Consider the following 15,288-nt stretch of genomic DNA (forward strand, 5'->3'; position numbering starts at 1 on the left):
CCTTGCCGCTGCAGCGACGCCCCATGGGCATCGCTGCCCGCTCGCCCCTTGCTGCCGCACATGGAGTCGTCATGAACACTTCGACCCTGGATTCCCCGACCCTGGCCGCCGAGCGCCGTGGCAAGCGCCGCGTCGGTCCTGGCTGGTTCCTGGTCAGCCCCTCGGTGGCGCTGTTGCTGCTGTGGATGGTCGTGCCCCTGGGCATGACCCTGTATTTTTCGCTGATCCGCTACAACCTGCTGTATCCCGGCGAGAACGACTTCGTCGGCCTGGACAATTTCAGCTTCTTCGTCACCGACGCAGGGTTTGTGCCCGGCGCGCTCAATACCCTCACCCTGGTAGGCAGCGTGCTGGCCATCAGCGTCGTGCTCGGCGTACTGATCGCTGCGCTGCTGGAGGCTGGTGAGTTCTGGGGCCGGGGCGTGGTACGGGTGCTGCTGATCTCGCCGTTCTTCATCATGCCTACAGTCAGCGCACTGCTGTGGAAGAACCTGATCCTGCATCCGGTCTCCGGCATTCTCGCCGCACTGTGGCGGGTGTTCGGTGCCGAACCGGTGGATTGGCTGGCGCACTACCCCCTGCTGTCGATCATCCTGATCGTCTCCTGGCAGTGGTTGCCGTTCGCCATCCTGCTGTTGATGACCGCCTTGCAGTCCCAGGACCAGGAGCAGAAGGAGGCGGCGCGCCTGGACGGCGCCGGTGCCCTGGCGATCTTCTGGCACCTGACCCTGCCGCACCTGGCGCGGCCGATCGCCGTGGTGCTGATGATCGAGACCATCTTCCTGCTGTCGGTGTTCGCCGAGATCTTCACCACCACCAGCGGCGGGCCCGGCTACGAATCCACCAACCTGGCCTACCTGATCTACAACCAGGCGCTGCTGCAATTCGACGTCGGCATGGCATCTGCCGGTGGCCTGATCGCTGTGCTGATCGCCAACGTCGCCGCCATCGTGCTGGTGCGCATGATCGGCAAGAACCTGACCGAGCGCAGCTGAGGAGCCCGCCATGCTGACACTCAAGCAACATCGCCGCCTGCGCGACGCGCTGCTCGGCCTGCTGTGCTGGGGCATCGCCCTGGTGATCTTCTTCCCGATCTTCTGGATGCTGCTGACCAGCTTCAAGACCGAACTGGACGCCTTCGCCACGCCGCCGCAGTTCATCTTCCAGCCGACCCTGGAAAATTACCTGCACATCAATGCGCGCAGCGACTACTTCGCCTACGCCTGGAACTCAGTGCTGATCTCGGTCTCGGCCACCGTGCTGTGCCTGCTGATCGCGGTGCCGGCGGCCTATTCGATGGCGTTCTTCGAATCGCGTCACACCAAGCGCACCTTGCTGTGGATGCTCTCGACCAAGATGCTGCCGCCGGTGGGCGTGCTGATGCCGATCTACCTGCTGGCCAAGCAGTTCGGCCTGCTCGACTCGCGCCTGGCGCTGATCATCGTCTACACCCTGATCAACCTGCCGATCGTGGTGTGGATGGTGTACACCTACTTCAAGGACATCCCGGTCGACATCCTAGAAGCCGCCCGCCTGGACGGCGCCGGCACCTGGCAGGAAATCGTCCGTGTGCTGCTGCCCATCGCCCGCGGCGGCCTGGCCTCGACGGTGCTGCTGTCGCTGATCCTGTGCTGGAACGAGGCGTTCTGGTCACTCAACCTCACGTCTTCGGCCGCCGCCCCGCTGACGGCGCTGGTGGCCTCCTATTCCAGCCCCGAAGGCCTGTTCTGGGCCAAGCTCTCGGCGGTGTCCACCCTGGCCTGCGCGCCGATCCTGATCTTTGGCTGGATCAGCCAGAAGCAGCTGGTGCGCGGCCTCTCGTTCGGGGCCGTGAAATGAACGCCCATCAAGCTCCAGGCACGCGTTCATGTGCGCTCACCGGCAACGCCACTGCCTCCATCCCTGCCGCCGCCCCCGGGGCGACTCCACGCCGCCAAGAAGGTAACCGACATGGCTGATCTGAAGATCCGCAACCTGCACAAAGGCTTCGATGGCCATGCCATCATCCAGGGCATCGACCTGGACGTGAACGACCGCGAGTTCGTGGTCTTCGTCGGTCCGTCCGGCTGCGGCAAGTCGACCCTGCTGCGCCTGATCGCAGGTCTTGAAGAGGTCAGCAGCGGCAGCATCGGCCTGGACGGGGTCGACATCACCGACACCGCGCCGGCCAAGCGCGACCTGGCCATGGTGTTCCAGACCTACGCCCTGTACCCGCACATGACCGTGCGCAAGAACCTGTCCTTCGCCCTGGACCTGGCCGGGGTGGCCAAGGCCGAGGTCGAGCGCAAGGTCGAGGACGCCGCGCGTATCCTGGAACTGCAACCGTTGCTCGAACGCAAGCCGCGCCAGCTCTCCGGTGGCCAGCGCCAGCGGGTGGCGATCGGCCGGGCGATCGTGCGCAACCCCAAGATCTTCCTGTTCGACGAGCCGCTGTCCAACCTCGATGCCGCCCTGCGCGTGCAGATGCGCCTGGAACTCTCGCGCCTGCACAAGGAGCTGGCCGCGACCATGATCTACGTGACCCACGACCAGGTCGAGGCCATGACCCTGGCCGACAAGGTGGTGGTGCTCAACGGCGGGCGGATCGAGCAGGTCGGCTCGCCCCTGGAGCTGTATCACCATCCCGCCAACCTGTTCGTGGCGGGCTTTCTCGGCACGCCGAAGATGGCCCTGCTGCGCGGGCACCTGAGCCGCAACCAGGGCGATCGATGCGAAGTGGCGCTGGAATGCGGTGCGCGCCTCGCCCTGCCGCGCGGTGCTGGCGAGCTGGCCCCAGGCACCGCCTTGACCCTGGGCATTCGTCCCGAGCACCTGAGCATCGCCGGCATTGGCGAGCCAGGCATGCTGCAGGTGATCGCCGACGTCAGCGAGCGATTGGGCAGCGACACCTATTGCCACGTGCGCAGCGCCAGCGGCGAGATGCTCACCGTACGCGTGCCCGGAGACTTCGCGCCGATCTACGGCGAGCCCCTGCAACTGACCCTCGACCCACGCCACTGCCACCTGTTCGACAGCACCGGCAAGGCCCTCGACAAACGACTGCAACAGGCCGCTTGAGCGGCCTGCAAGGATTGCCCATGAAACTCGACCGCGCTCACCTCGACCGCCTGCCGACTTCGGTAGCACGTCCCGCGTACGGCCCCAGCCAACTGCGCCACGGCATCGTCCATATCGGCGTCGGCGGCTTCCACCGCGCACACCAGGCGGCCTACACCGATGCCTTGATGAACCTCGGCCAAGCCCACGACTGGGCGATCTGCGGCGCCGGCCTGCGCAGCGAAGACCGCGCCATGCGCGATGCATTGGCGGCCCAGGACCACCTCTACACCCTCTACGAACTGGGCGATGGCGCCGATACCGAGGTTCGCGTGATCGGCGCCATCAGCGCGATGCTGCTGGCCGAGGATCAGGCTCAGACCCTGCTCGACACCCTCGCCGATCCGGCCATTCGCATCGTCTCGCTGACCATCACCGAAGGCGGTTACTGCATCGACGACAGCACCGGGGAGTTCCTCGCCCATCTGCCGGCGATCCAGCAGGACCTGGCCACGCCCGAGCGACCGCGCAGCGTGTTCGGCTTTCTCTGCCAGGCCCTGCGGCGCCGGCGCGAGGCAGGCCATCGAGCTTTCACGGTGATGTCCTGCGACAACCTGCCCCACAATGGCCGAGTGGCACGCCAGGCGCTGCTGGCCTTCGCCGAACGGCTGGATCCCGAGCTGGCGCGTTGGATCGACGAGCATGTCAGCTTCCCCAACGCCATGGTCGACCGCATCACGCCCATGACCAGCGACGCCCATCGGCGTCAGCTGGCCGAGCGTCACGGCGTCGAGGACGCCTGGCCGGTGGTGTGCGAACCGTTCCTGCAATGGGTCCTGGAAGACAAGTTCGTCGACGGCCGGCCCGCCTGGGAAAAGGTCGGGGTGCAGTTCACCGACGACGTCACGCCCTACGAGGAAATGAAGATCAAGCTGCTCAACGGCAGTCACCTGGCCCTGACCTACCTGGGCTTCCTGCAGGGCTACCGCTTCGTCCACGAAACCCTGGCCGACGAGCGACTGCGCCGCTACATGCGCACGTTCATGGACCAGGACGTGACCCCGCAACTGGCGCCGGTGCCGGGCATCGATCTGGCGCACTACAAGCAAAGCCTGCTGGAGCGCTTCTCCAACCGCGCCATCGCCGACCAGCTCGAACGGGTCTGCTCGGACGGCTCGTCGAAATTCCCCAAGTTCATCGTGCCCACCGCCAACCGCCTGATCGCCGAGGGTCGGCCACTGGATCGCGTGGCGCTGGTGGTCGCAGCCTGGGCGCTGTATCTGGGCGGCGAGGACGAGCAGGGCAACCGCTACAGCATTCCCGATCCGCGCGCCGCGCAATGCCAGGCCCGCGTGGTCCAGCGCGACGGGCTGGCGGCGCGGGTGCTGGGCGACGAGACCATCTTCGGCACGGCGATCCCCAACTCGCGGGCTTTCGTCCAGGCTTTCGAGACGCTCTACGACAGCCTGCGCGAGGTGGGCGTGAGTGAAACCCTGCGCCGCGTACTGGGCGATTGACACGGAGAGCGACGATGGACGGACTGTTCCTCGGCATAGACTGCGGCACCCAGGGCACCAAGGCCTTGATACTGGACGCCGGCAGCGGCGCGGTGCTGGGCCAGGGCAGCGCAGCCCATGCACCACCGCGCGGCGAGCACGGCTGCCGCGAACAGGATCCGGCGGACTGGTTGCGGGCCCTGCGCGAGGCCGTGGCCGACGCGCTGACCGCCGCTGGCGTGGGCGGCCGGGAGATTCGCGCGCTGGCCGTTTCCGGCCAGCAGCATGGGTTGGTGCTGCTCGACGCCCAAGGCCAGGTGCTGCGACCGGCCAAGCTGTGGTGCGACACCCAGACCCGCAGCGAAAACGACGAGCTGCTGGCAGCCCTGGGTGGCGCCAGCGGCTCGCTGGAGCGCCTGGGGTTGGTGATCGCGCCCGGCTACACCCTGTCCAAGCTGCTCTGGACCCGGCGCCACCATCCCGAGCTGTTCGCCCGCGCGGCGCACCTGCTGTTGCCCCACGACTACCTCAATCACTGGCTCACCGGCCGCGCCTGTAGCGAGCCGGGAGATGCCTCGGGCACCGGCTACTACGATGTGCGCAACCGTGCCTGGGCCACCGATGTGCTGGAACTGGTCGAGCCCGGCCCGCGGCTGGCCGCCGCCCTGCCGCAACTGGTGGAGTCGGGCCAGTGCATCGGCCTGCTACGGGCGCAGGCGGCCGAGGCGCTCGGGCTGCCAGCAGGCATCGCGGTCGCCAGCGGCGGTGGCGACAACATGCTCGGCGCCATCGGCACGGGCAACATCACCCCCGGCACCCTCACGCTGAGCCTCGGCACCTCCGGCACGCTGGCGGCACACCTCGACCAGGCGCAAATCAGCCCTTGCGCTGAAGTGGCCACGTTCTGCAGCTCGTCGGGCGGCTGGCTGCCGCTGATCTGCACCATGAACCTCACAGGCGCCTGCGCACTGGTGCAGGCGCTGCTCGACCTGGACCTCGACACCTTCGCCGAACTGGCCGCGCGATCGCCAATCGGCGCCGAGGGCCTGCTGCTGCTGCCGTTCTTCGACGGCGAGCGGGTACCCGCGCTACCCGATGCCAGCGCCAGCCTGCTGGGCATGACCAGCGCCAACCTGACCCCCGCCAACCTGTGCCGTGCGGTGCTGGAGGGCACCTGCTTCAGCCTGCGCCACGGCCTCGACCTGTTGCGCGATGTCGGGCTGATCAGCCAGGAAATCCGCCTGGTCGGTGGCGCGGCCAAGAGCCCCCTGTGGCGCCAGACCCTGGCCGACCTGCTCGGCGTGCCGCTGGTCTGTCCCCATCACACCGAAGCGGCCGCCCTGGGCGCGGCGCTCCAGGCGGCCTGGAGCCTGGGTCGCGAACGCGGCGAGGGGGATACCTTGCAGGCACTGTGCGCGCGCTGCGTGACCCTCGACGAAAGCACCCGCACCTTGCCAAGGCCCGCGTCGCAGGCTGCCTTCGAAGTGGCCTACCAACGTTACCGCGCGCACCTGCCTGGGCAGTGAGCGCGGGCCGCCCCTCCCATCCCCTTTGGAGAAACCCATGTATCTGGTCTGTGGCGAAGCCTTGTTCGACGTGTTCAGCCAGCGCGACAACCCCCGCAGCAGCGAACTGGGCTTCAAGGCGATCGCCGGGGGATCGCCGTTCAACGTCGCGGTCGGGCTGCGTCGCCTGGGTGTGGAGTCGGCCTTCTTTGGCGGCCTGTCCAGAGACTTTCTCGGCGCTCGGTTACGCCAGGTCCTGGAGGAAGAACAGGTCGACTGCCAGCATGTGGTCAGCAATGACGCCCCGACCACCCTGGCCATGGTGGCGCTGGACGCCGACGGCTCGGCCCGCTACCAGTTCCGCGGCGAGGGCTGCGCCGACCGTCAGGTTCGCCTCGGCGATCTGCCGACACTGGAAGACCCGGTGCGCGGCGTGCATGTAGGCTCCTACACCCTGGTGGTGCAACCGGTGGCCGACACCCTGCTGGCGCTGGTGCAGCGCGAGTGCGAGCGGCGCCTGATCAGCCTGGACCCGAACGTGCGGCTCGATCCGGCGCCAGACATCGCCCTGTGGCGCCGGCAGATCGAGGCCTTCGCCGCCCATGCGCACCTGATCAAGGCCAGCGAGGAGGACGTCGCCCTGCTCTACCCTGGCCGTGATCCTGCCGAGGTGGCCCGGGGCTGGCTGGGTCCGCGCTGCCGGCTGGTGTTCCTCACCCATGGGGCACGGGGTGCCAGCGTCCACAGCGCCCACGGCACCTGGCATCGGCCGGCGGATACCTCGCTGCCCCTGCGCGATACCGTGGGCGCCGGCGATACCTTCCAGGCCGCCCTTCTCGGCGGCCTCGCCAGGCTGGGCGCGGTCAGCCCGCAGGGCCTGGCCGCACTCGACCGTGAGGCGATCGATGGCCTGCTCGCCCATGCCATCCGCGCTGCGGCCATCACCTGTTCACGGCAAGGCCCGGACCTGCCGCACGCCAGGGACCTGATCGCCCCGGCGTGAGCACGCCGTCATTTCCAGGCGTGCTCCTCGACGAAGGCCAGGACATCCACAGCGGTCATCGGCCTTGCCACCAGGAAACCCTGCACATAGCCGCAGCCGTTGTCGCGCAGCCACTGCGCCTGCGCCGAGGTTTCCACGCCCTCGGCGATGACGGTGATGCCGTAGGCGATGCACAGCGCGATGACACTGCGCGCCAACGCGGCATCGACCGCCGAATCCGGCAGGCGGGCCACCAGATGGCGATCGAGCTTGAGGGTGTCGATGGGCAGGTCGCGCAGCATGCGCAGCGAGCAGTCGCCGGCACCGAAATCGTCCAGGGCCACCCGCACGCCCAGCTCGCGCAGGCGCTTGACCTGCTTGACCGCCGCGTCGATGTCGTACATCAGTGAGGTCTCCGCCACCTCCACCTCCAGCTGCGCCGGCTGCAACTGGTGCTCGTCGATGGCCCGACGCAGCTCATCGACCAGGTTCGGCTGGGTGAACTGTGCCCGGCTGAGGCTGATGCCCAGCACCATGTCCTCGGCGAACACCGGCTGCCAGGCCTGGCGCTGGGCCGCGCCCTTGAGGTAGATCCAGCTGGCCAGGCGATGGATCAGGCGAGCTTCCTCGAGCAACGGAATGAACAGCCCCGGCGGCACATCGCCGACGCTGGGATGCTGCCAGCGCAGCAGGGCCTCGAAACCGCGCAGGTGACCGTCGGCGAAACCCACCTGGGGTTGATACACCAAGGTGAAATCCTGATGATCGATGGCCGTGCGCACGCTGTCCTCGAGCATCAGCCGCGAGCGCGCGCGGCCATTGAGCTCCTGGTCGTAGAAGCGATACTGGTGGCGGCCGGCGCGCTTGGCCGCGTACATGGCGGTGTCGCCCGCGCGCAGCAGGCCTTCGACGGTGGCGCCGCAGTCCGGATACGTCGCGATGCCGATGCTGATCCCCAGGCACACGTCCTGGCCGTCCACCTGCGGACAGCTGGACATCCGCTCGATCAACACCTCCGCGTGGCGGGCGGCCTGTTCCGGGTAAGGCAGGCCGTCGATCAGCGCGGTGAACTCGTCGCCACCCATGCGTCCGAGCAGCGCCTGGCCGCCCAGGCAATCCCTGAGTTGCTCGCCGACCCAACGCAACACCTGATCCCCGGCCTGGTGGCCCATGGAGTCGTTGATCCGCTTGAAGCCATCCAGATCCATGTACATCAGGGCCTGCACCTTGTCCGGGCGATCGTTGCGCAGCAGCACGCCTTCGGCGGTCTGGTAGAAGCCGCGGCGATTGAGCAGGCCGGTCAGTGGATCGGTCACCGCCTGGTGCTCGAGTTGCTCATGCAGGCTGCGCACCACCGACATGTCCAGCACCGTCACCACCATGGCCTGCTGCTCCACCGGCAGCGGCGCACAGGACAGCGCCACCGGAACCAGCGCGCCCTGCGGGGTACGCAGCTGGGCGTCGTGAACGCGAAAGATTTCCCGGCCCAGGTAGGCGTGGTAGAACGCCGATTCGCGCCACAGGGCGGCACTGGGCAACTGGATGAGGTCCAGCACGTGCGCCCCGCGCAGCGTGTCCGTCGAGACCTGCAACAGGCTCGAAATGGCCGGGTTGGCGAAGCCGATGTTGCCGCACGCGTCCACCACCAGGATGCCTTCGGCGGCGTTTTCCAGGATCGAGGCATTGAATGCCCGCGCCCGCTCCAGCTCCAGGCTCAGGTGCTGCAACGCACGCTGATGGTGTTGCTGCTCCAGCAGGGCCTGGACCTTGGGTTTGAGGATATGCGGGTCCAGGGGCTTGAACAGGTAGTCCACCGCCCCGCTGGCATAGCCCTTGAGCACGGCGGCCTGGGACTGCTCGTTGGCGGTGAGGAAGATGATCGGCGTCAGCCGTGTGCGCTGGCTGCCGCGCATCAGCCGGGCGACCTCGAAGCCGTCCATTTCCGGCATCTGCACGTCCAGCAGGACCAGGTCCACGTCATGTTCGAGCAGCGCGCTCAGGGCTTCCCTGCCTGAGCTCGCGGTGATCACTTGCCGATCGGGGCGGGCCAGCAAGGCCCGCATGCTGATCAGGTTTTCCGGGTAGTCATCGACCACCAGCAGCACGGAGCTGCTTTGCGGTGCCGCGTCTCGAGCTCCATCCATGCCACTTCTCTTCGCGAACGATGTCGTCTTGTATCTGGATCCGATGTCTACTCTAGACTGGAGTTCAGGCGAAGCAATGCAATCAGTTCGCTATCAACGAAATAAATGAGCCCCTCTCACCGATTCAGGCCCTCAGGACCCGGAAAACGGGCGTTTCGAGGGGGTCGTCAGGCTTCGCACATCCGCTTGAGGGCATGGCGGCACGCCTAAAAAAACGCCCCGAACCCAATGAAGCTGGTCCGGGGCGATGCGCATGTACGCCAGACGGTTCGGTGCAGGATTCGGTATCAGCCGCTGGCTTGGCTCAGCGCCCGGGTGTGGCTGTGGCGCAGTCGGGCAAACGCGCGCAGCAGGCGCTTGAGCATGTCGTCGATGGCCGCGCGGCTCACGTCCAGGGCGGGCGACAGGCGCACGCTGTCGGGTTGCAGCGCCTCGATCAGCAGGCCTTCGTCGCGCGCGGCCGCCACCAGGGCGTCAGCCTGAGGCTCACGCAGGCGCAGCGCGCACAGCAGCCCCAGGCCGTCGACCTCGCCCAGGGCATGACGCCGTGCCTGGCGGTTCAAGCCTTCTCGCAGGTATCGGGCGCTGTCCTGCACCTGGGCGAGGAAACCGGGCGCCAGCAGGGTGTCGAGCACCGCCAGCCCTGCGGCGCTGCTCAGCGCGTGACCGGCGTGGCCGGCCAGCGGCCGCGGCGCCTCGTTGCAACAGGCCGTTGCGCGGGTCAGCAACGCGGCCAGCGCCACGCCGCCGCCCAGCCCCTTGCCGAGGGTGACGATGTCGGCGCGCACGCCATAGAGCTGCTCGGCCAGCAAGGCACCGCAGCGGCCAGCGCCGCTGTGCAATTCGTCGAGGATGAACAGGATGCCCAGTTCGCGGCACAGCGTGTGCACGCCGTGGAAATAGTCGCGGGTGGCCGGGGTCGCGGTCGAACTGGCCTGTAGGGGTTCGAGCAGAATCGCGACGGTGCGCGAATCCACCTCGGCGTGCAGCGCCGGCAGATCGTTGAACGGCACCTGACTCACATCCGCCCCACCGTCGCGGCACAGATGCGGCAAGTGCCCCGCGAACGCCTGGCCGACCACGATGATGTGGCGAGCGCCGCCGCGGTGCAGTCGGCCCCACTGGCGGGCCAGGCCGATCGCCCCCTGGCAGGCCTCGGCAGCGCTGTCGAGCAGATGCACCTGGTCGCTGTCGGTGGCCTGGCGCAGCCGCTCGCCGTAGGCCCATGAGGCGTCGGCGGCCATCCCACCGCCCGAGCTGATCAGCGCCTGAGCCTGCTCGCCCAGCGCCCTGGCCAGCACCTGCGGGCTGTGCCCCAGCGTATTGCTGCCACCGGCCTGACAGAAGTCCAGGTAGGCATGGCCCTGGTCGTCCCACAGCCAGGAGCCCTGGCCATGGGTGAACACCTGCGGCGAACGCTCGGGCGGCGCGCAGACCCTGTCAGGTGACTGGGCATGGGCGGAATCGACGACGGCAAGCGCTGCACGGCGCTGCTTGAACAGGTTCATGGTGGCTCCACGGCTATCACGCACGCTGGCAGGGCGCCCCGGTCTCGGCCGTGGGTCGATGTTCTGCTCTGCCTATCAATGAGGGTCCTCGCCCAACCCGGGAAAATCCGCTGGCTGCGCTTAAAGCTGACGAGAGACGGCGCTAGACTAGGCGCCTCGACGCGTTCGGGCCATTTCGATTTAACCGCTTTTTCGATAAGTGAAACTTATGGATTTTCGCCAACTGCGCTATTTCGTCGCAGTCTATGAAGAAGGCCACGTGGGCCGCGCCGCCGAGCGCCTGTCGCTGTCGCAACCCGCCCTGTCGCAGCAGATTCGCCAGCTCGAACGCAGCCTGGAACTGAGCCTGTTCGAACGCAGCAACAAGCGCCTGCTGCCCACCCTGGCCGCCCACACCCTGTACAACCACGCCCTGCCCCTGCTCGATGGGTTGCAGCGGGCGCAGCAAGCCATGGAGGGTTTCAAGGGCCAGTCCTTGCGCACCCTGGCCATCGGCGTGCTGCAGACCGTGCGGCCGAGCCTGGTGCCGCGCTTGCTGGAGAAACTGCGACGGGCGCAGCCGCACCTGATGGTGCAGATCTACGAGTTGTCGGGCCTGGAGATCGAGCGGCGCTTGCTCCACGGTACCCTGGACATCGGCATCAGTTACCTGCCACCCCGGCAACCCGGTCTGCACGGGCACTTGTTGTACGAAGATGAGTTGCAACTGGTCATCCCCAACACCCATGCCCTGAAGGACTTCAAGAAAGTCTCGATCCGACAGGCCGCCGAGCTACCGCTGCTGATGCTTGGCGAGGAGTTCCAGCTGCGCAGGATCTGGCAGGCGCAACTGGCCAACCTGGGGCGTCGGCCGCAGGTGCAGGCGGAAATGAACAACATGGGGGGCATTCTCGACAGCCTGGCCAACACTGCGCTGGCGACCATCCTGCCGGGACGCGCCAAGGAGGCGGCGCAAGACGACCAGGGGCTGTTGTGGAAGCCCTTGAGCGAGCCTCGGATACCGCTGAAGGTAGGGCTGGTATTTCGCGATGCGCAGCGTCAGCAGGCCTCGGTGGAGTTGCTGCGGACCCTGCTGGAGGAGGAGACCGACGCCCGGCTCGGTGCGGTGTAGGCGGCCATCGAGCGACACGCTGGATTGGCGGGGCCCAGACGAAGGAAACCCCGCCGAAGCGGGGTTATCCAGACTGTTTCCCTGACATCCCTATCGTCCCACCATCCTGGCGGGAAATCCTCGTGTGTCCCTGTTCTGTCCTTTGCGCTTCCTGCGCTGCGTCCATGTGAGAAAGATTACTCCTGGATCCAATCTTAGGAAAGAGGCGAAAAGTCACTACGCAGCGTAGGAAAAAGCTTACACAGATGAGGTTATTCGAACGTCGGATTCGGCCGTCCTTGGCCTTGCGACTGTCAGAACTGTTCAGCATCCAGCAGGTACAACGACTCGCTACCCGCCTTGACCGACGCCACCAGCGAATCGAGCCGTGGCAGCAGACGGGCGAAGTAGAAACGGGCGGTACCCAGCTTGGCGCCGTAGAACGCCTCGTCGCCCTCTCCAGCCTGAGCGGCTTGCGCCATCCGCGCCCACATGTAGCCGTAGGCCACATAGCCGAAGGCATGTAGATATTCGACAGATGCAGCGCCAATCTCGTTCGGATTATTCCTGGCTTGCTTTAGAACCCATTCCGTCAGGCCGTCCAGTTGATCGAGGGCGAGACCGAGCGGGCGAGTGAACTCTCCCAGGCCCGCGCCAGCCGAGGCGATGAACTGGCGGATCTCCTCGGCGAACAGCCGGTAGTAGGCCCCGCCGCTGGCCACGACCTTGCGGCCCATCAGGTCCAGGGCCTGGATGCCATTGGTGCCTTCGTAGATCTGGGTGATGCGCACGTCGCGCACCAGCTGCTCCTGCCCCCACTCACGGATGTAGCCATGACCACCGAACACCTGCTGGCCATGCACGGTGCATTCCAGCCCCAGGTCGGTGAGGAAGGCCTTGGCCACCGGCGTGAGCAGGGCGACCAGTTCCTCGCTGCGCTGGCGAGCGGCCGCGTCCTCGCTGAACTTGGCGCTGTCCAGTTGCAGGGCGACATAGGTAGAAAACGCCCGGCCGCCTTCGATCAGGGCCTTCATGGTCAGCAGCATGCGGCGCACGTCCGGATGGACGATGATCGGGTCGGCGACCTTGTCCTTGGCCTGGGCACCGGTTGGCGCGCGGCTTTGCAGGCGGTCGCGGGCGTACTCCACCGCGTTCTGGTAGGAGCGCTCGGCCGAGGCCAGCCCCTGGATACCAACCCCCAGGCGCTCGTAGTTCATCATGGTGAACATCGCGGCCAGGCCCTTGTTCGGCTCGCCGACGATGTAACCCACCGCCTCGTCGAAGTTCATCACGCAGGTGGCCGAAGCCTGGATGCCCATCTTGTGCTCGATGGAGCCGCAATGAGCCGGGTTGCGCGCGCCAAGGCTGCCATCGTCGTTCACCAGGAACTTGGGCACCAGGAACAGCGAAATGCCCTTGGGGCCGGGCGGGGCGTCGGGCAACTTGGCCAGCACCAGGTGGATGATGTTCTCGGTCAGGTCGTGCTCGCCCCCGGTGATGAAGATCTTCGTGCCGCTGACCTTGTAGCTGCCGTCGGCCTGGGGCTCGGCGCGCGTGCGGATGATGCCCAGGTCGGTGCCGGCGTGAGGTTCGGTCAGGCACATGGAGCCGGCCCAGACACCGGCGTACATGTTCGGCAGGTACTTTTCCTTCAGCGCTTCGCTGGCGTGGGCGTTGATCGACAGGCAGGCACCGGCGGTGAGCATCGGGTAGAGGCCGAACGACAGGCTGGCGGCATTGACCATCTCCTCGACCTGGGCCGACACGGCCTTGGGCATGCCCATGCCACCGAACAGCGGGTCTCCGCCGACCCCGACCCAGCCACCCTCGGCATAGGTCTGGTACGCCTCGATGAATCCCGCGGGCGTACGCACCGCGCCGTCCTGCCAGTGACAGCCTTCTTCATCGGCTGCGCGGCTCAGGGGCGCGATGCTTTTACTGGTGACCTTGCCCGCCTCTTCCAGCACGGCCATGGCGGTATCGGCATCGACCAGCTCCGCCAGGCCCGGCAACTGAGTCCAGAGATCGGCAACCTTGAAGACTTCATTGAGTACGAAGCGCATATCGCGCAGGGGCGCTTTATAGTCGGCCATGACAACCTCTCGCTAGCAGAGTCGGGGCGACCCGCCAGGGGCCGCGTGCTGGAATGAAACCAGTGTAACCGAACAACTTTTACGAGACATAGGGTCATCAAGCGACCGAATAGTCAGCTATGGTCACGCCGTGCGCACGGCGCCCCGGCGCAGGGTCTGCCCGGCCTGCATCACGCAGTTGCGCCCCGCCGCCTTGGCGCTGTAGAGCGCCTGGTCAGCCGCCTTGAGCACTTCGTCGGGATTACGGTGCTCGGCCAGGCGCTCGGCAACGCCGATGCTGATGGTCACCGACACCGTGCTGCCCGCAGCTCCCGCGCGGCGCTGACGACCGGCGCTGTCGTTCTGCGGTCGGCTGTTGGGGTCGCGCAACTGGATGGCGTAGTTGGCGATCATCTCGCGAACCGCCTCCAGGTGCGGCAGGCACTCCTCGACGGTCTGTCCGGCGAAGACCAGGGCGAATTCCTCGCCGCCGTAGCGATACGCCCGCCCACCACCGGTCACTTTCGACAGGCGACTGGCGACCAGACGCAGCACCTGGTCGCCGACGTCATGGCCATGGGTGTCGTTGAATTTCTTGAAATGATCCACGTCGGTCATGGCGATCACATAATTGCGTCCCAGCCTCTGCATGCGCTCGTTCAACGCACGGCGACCCGGCAGGCCGGTCAGTTCGTCGCGAAACGCCATCTGGTAGGCCTCGTGGGACACGGCAGCGGCGATCATCAGCATGACCTGGCTGCACATGATGTTCAGGGTGAACGGCAGGATGAAAGTCTGCGGCAGCATCCAGAACAGGCCGATCAAGCCGACGACCTGGGCGGCATGCAACGGCCGTGGCTGGCGCAGGTACTGCACCACCAGCAGCACGAACACGCCGAAGAACAGCGGGTAGGCCAGCTGGATCAGGCTCATCCAGTGGCCATGCAGGGACGGCCAGCGGATCTCCGCCAGCCAGTTCAGCAGCGCCTGTGGATAGCTCTGCTCCAGGGCCAGCGCCACCCCACCCACCGCCACCAGAACGGCGACCCGGGCGAGCAGGTCCTGGGCCAGGTGAGTGCGCTCCTGCCAGGCGCCGAACAGGCCGAACAGGCCCGGCAGCAGCAGGCACACCAGGTGGAACACCACCGCAGCGTCCTCGCGCACCTGGCCATGGTCGCGGTAGTAGTCGGTCTGGGTGTCGAGCAGGAAGTAGGCGATGTACACCGTCACCATCAGGAACAGCTCGCGCTGACGCCGATATACCGCGCAATAGGCCCCGCCCAGCAGCAGAACCAGCGTGGGCAGTACATTGAACAGAGACGTGAAGAACACGCTCAGGTCCCTGACATAGGCCGCGGCCAGGCCGGCCAGCAGCAACAGTGTCGAGGGCAGAAAGTGACTCGGGCGGACTGCAGATAGACGGAACACGGGTAATCTCCGACCCGGAAGATCAAT

11 protein-coding genes are annotated in these 15,288 nt (G+C 66.7%); 7 read left to right on the forward strand and 4 right to left on the reverse strand.

Translation table 11 applies throughout. The features are described 5' to 3' along the window. Positions 1-71 precede the first annotated feature (71 nt). The 6 genes from IAE34_RS05465 to IAE34_RS05490 all read left to right on the forward strand — a co-directional run bounded on the left by IAE34_RS05465 (position 72) and on the right by IAE34_RS05490 (position 7,040). On the forward strand, positions 72-995 hold the full coding sequence (locus tag IAE34_RS05465; protein ID WP_200137842.1) for a carbohydrate ABC transporter permease: 924 nt from the start codon (positions 72-74) through the stop codon (positions 993-995). A gap of 10 nt (positions 996-1,005) precedes the next feature. Beyond that, positions 1,006-1,839, forward strand: coding sequence for a carbohydrate ABC transporter permease (locus IAE34_RS05470; protein ID WP_200137843.1), 834 nt, complete (start codon positions 1,006-1,008; stop codon positions 1,837-1,839). Positions 1,840-1,950: 111 nt separating this feature from the next. Continuing rightward, positions 1,951-3,057 (forward strand): ABC transporter ATP-binding protein, encoded by a 1,107-nt coding sequence (locus IAE34_RS05475; RefSeq protein WP_200137844.1) that lies wholly within the window; start codon positions 1,951-1,953, stop codon positions 3,055-3,057. 20 nt (positions 3,058-3,077) lie between these two features. Further along, positions 3,078-4,553: a mannitol dehydrogenase family protein gene (locus IAE34_RS05480; RefSeq protein ID WP_200137845.1), complete on the forward strand. Its 1,476-nt coding sequence runs from the start codon at positions 3,078-3,080 to the stop codon at positions 4,551-4,553. 14 nt (positions 4,554-4,567) lie between these two features. Beyond that, a complete protein-coding gene (gene xylB, locus IAE34_RS05485; protein ID WP_200137846.1) occupies positions 4,568-6,058 on the forward strand; it encodes a xylulokinase in 1,491 nt (496 codons plus the stop codon). Between the two features lie 37 nt (positions 6,059-6,095). Then, the gene (locus tag IAE34_RS05490; protein ID WP_200137847.1) at positions 6,096-7,040 is read left to right on the forward strand and encodes a carbohydrate kinase family protein; all 945 of its coding nucleotides are present in this window, start codon (positions 6,096-6,098) and stop codon (positions 7,038-7,040) included. Between the two features lie 8 nt (positions 7,041-7,048). Here IAE34_RS05490 and IAE34_RS05495 read toward each other — a convergent pair whose 3' ends face one another. Next, a complete protein-coding gene (locus IAE34_RS05495) occupies positions 7,049-9,163 on the reverse strand; it encodes a putative bifunctional diguanylate cyclase/phosphodiesterase (RefSeq protein ID WP_200137848.1) in 2,115 nt (704 codons plus the stop codon). A 287-nt stretch (positions 9,164-9,450) separates the two neighbouring features. Further along, positions 9,451-10,671 (reverse strand): aminotransferase class III-fold pyridoxal phosphate-dependent enzyme, encoded by a 1,221-nt coding sequence (locus IAE34_RS05500; RefSeq protein WP_200137849.1) that lies wholly within the window; start codon positions 10,669-10,671, stop codon positions 9,451-9,453. A 208-nt stretch (positions 10,672-10,879) separates the two neighbouring features. On the opposite strand from IAE34_RS05500, the gene IAE34_RS05505 reads away from it, so the two are divergent. Then, the gene (locus IAE34_RS05505) at positions 10,880-11,782 is read left to right on the forward strand and encodes a LysR family transcriptional regulator (RefSeq protein ID WP_200137850.1); all 903 of its coding nucleotides are present in this window, start codon (positions 10,880-10,882) and stop codon (positions 11,780-11,782) included. Positions 11,783-12,075: 293 nt separating this feature from the next. On the opposite strand, the gene IAE34_RS05510 is transcribed toward IAE34_RS05505, so the two are convergent. Together IAE34_RS05510 and IAE34_RS05515 are read right to left on the reverse strand one after the other, a co-directional pair. Beyond that, positions 12,076-13,854, reverse strand: coding sequence for an acyl-CoA dehydrogenase C-terminal domain-containing protein (locus tag IAE34_RS05510; RefSeq protein WP_200137851.1), 1,779 nt, complete (start codon positions 13,852-13,854; stop codon positions 12,076-12,078). 123 nt (positions 13,855-13,977) lie between these two features. Further along, entirely contained in the window at positions 13,978-15,261 is a 1,284-nt protein-coding gene (locus tag IAE34_RS05515) for a GGDEF domain-containing protein (RefSeq protein ID WP_200137852.1), read from the reverse strand. Between the last annotated feature and the right edge of the window lie 27 nt (positions 15,262-15,288).

The organism is Pseudomonas sp. S30 (genome assembly GCF_016518545.1).
In the GTDB taxonomy this organism is placed as follows: Bacteria; Pseudomonadota; Gammaproteobacteria; order Pseudomonadales; family Pseudomonadaceae; genus Aquipseudomonas.

What these genes read in the sequence shown, in the direction of transcription:
- IAE34_RS05465 (WP_200137842.1), top strand. Translation starts at nt 72, where the DNA reads ATGAACACTTCGACCCTGGATTCCCCGACCCTGGCCGCCGAGCGCCGT.
- IAE34_RS05470 (WP_200137843.1), top strand. Translation starts at nt 1,006, where the DNA reads ATGCTGACACTCAAGCAACATCGCCGCCTGCGCGACGCGCTGCTCGGC.
- IAE34_RS05475 (WP_200137844.1), top strand. Translation starts at nt 1,951, where the DNA reads ATGGCTGATCTGAAGATCCGCAACCTGCACAAAGGCTTCGATGGCCAT.
- IAE34_RS05480 (WP_200137845.1), top strand. Translation starts at nt 3,078, where the DNA reads ATGAAACTCGACCGCGCTCACCTCGACCGCCTGCCGACTTCGGTAGCA.
- xylB (WP_200137846.1), top strand. Translation starts at nt 4,568, where the DNA reads ATGGACGGACTGTTCCTCGGCATAGACTGCGGCACCCAGGGCACCAAG.
- IAE34_RS05490 (WP_200137847.1), top strand. Translation starts at nt 6,096, where the DNA reads ATGTATCTGGTCTGTGGCGAAGCCTTGTTCGACGTGTTCAGCCAGCGC.
- IAE34_RS05495 (WP_200137848.1), bottom strand. Translation starts at nt 9,163, where the DNA reads ATGGATGGAGCTCGAGACGCGGCACCGCAAAGCAGCTCCGTGCTGCTG.
- IAE34_RS05500 (WP_200137849.1), bottom strand. Translation starts at nt 10,671, where the DNA reads ATGAACCTGTTCAAGCAGCGCCGTGCAGCGCTTGCCGTCGTCGATTCC.
- IAE34_RS05505 (WP_200137850.1), top strand. Translation starts at nt 10,880, where the DNA reads ATGGATTTTCGCCAACTGCGCTATTTCGTCGCAGTCTATGAAGAAGGC.
- IAE34_RS05510 (WP_200137851.1), bottom strand. Translation starts at nt 13,854, where the DNA reads ATGGCCGACTATAAAGCGCCCCTGCGCGATATGCGCTTCGTACTCAAT.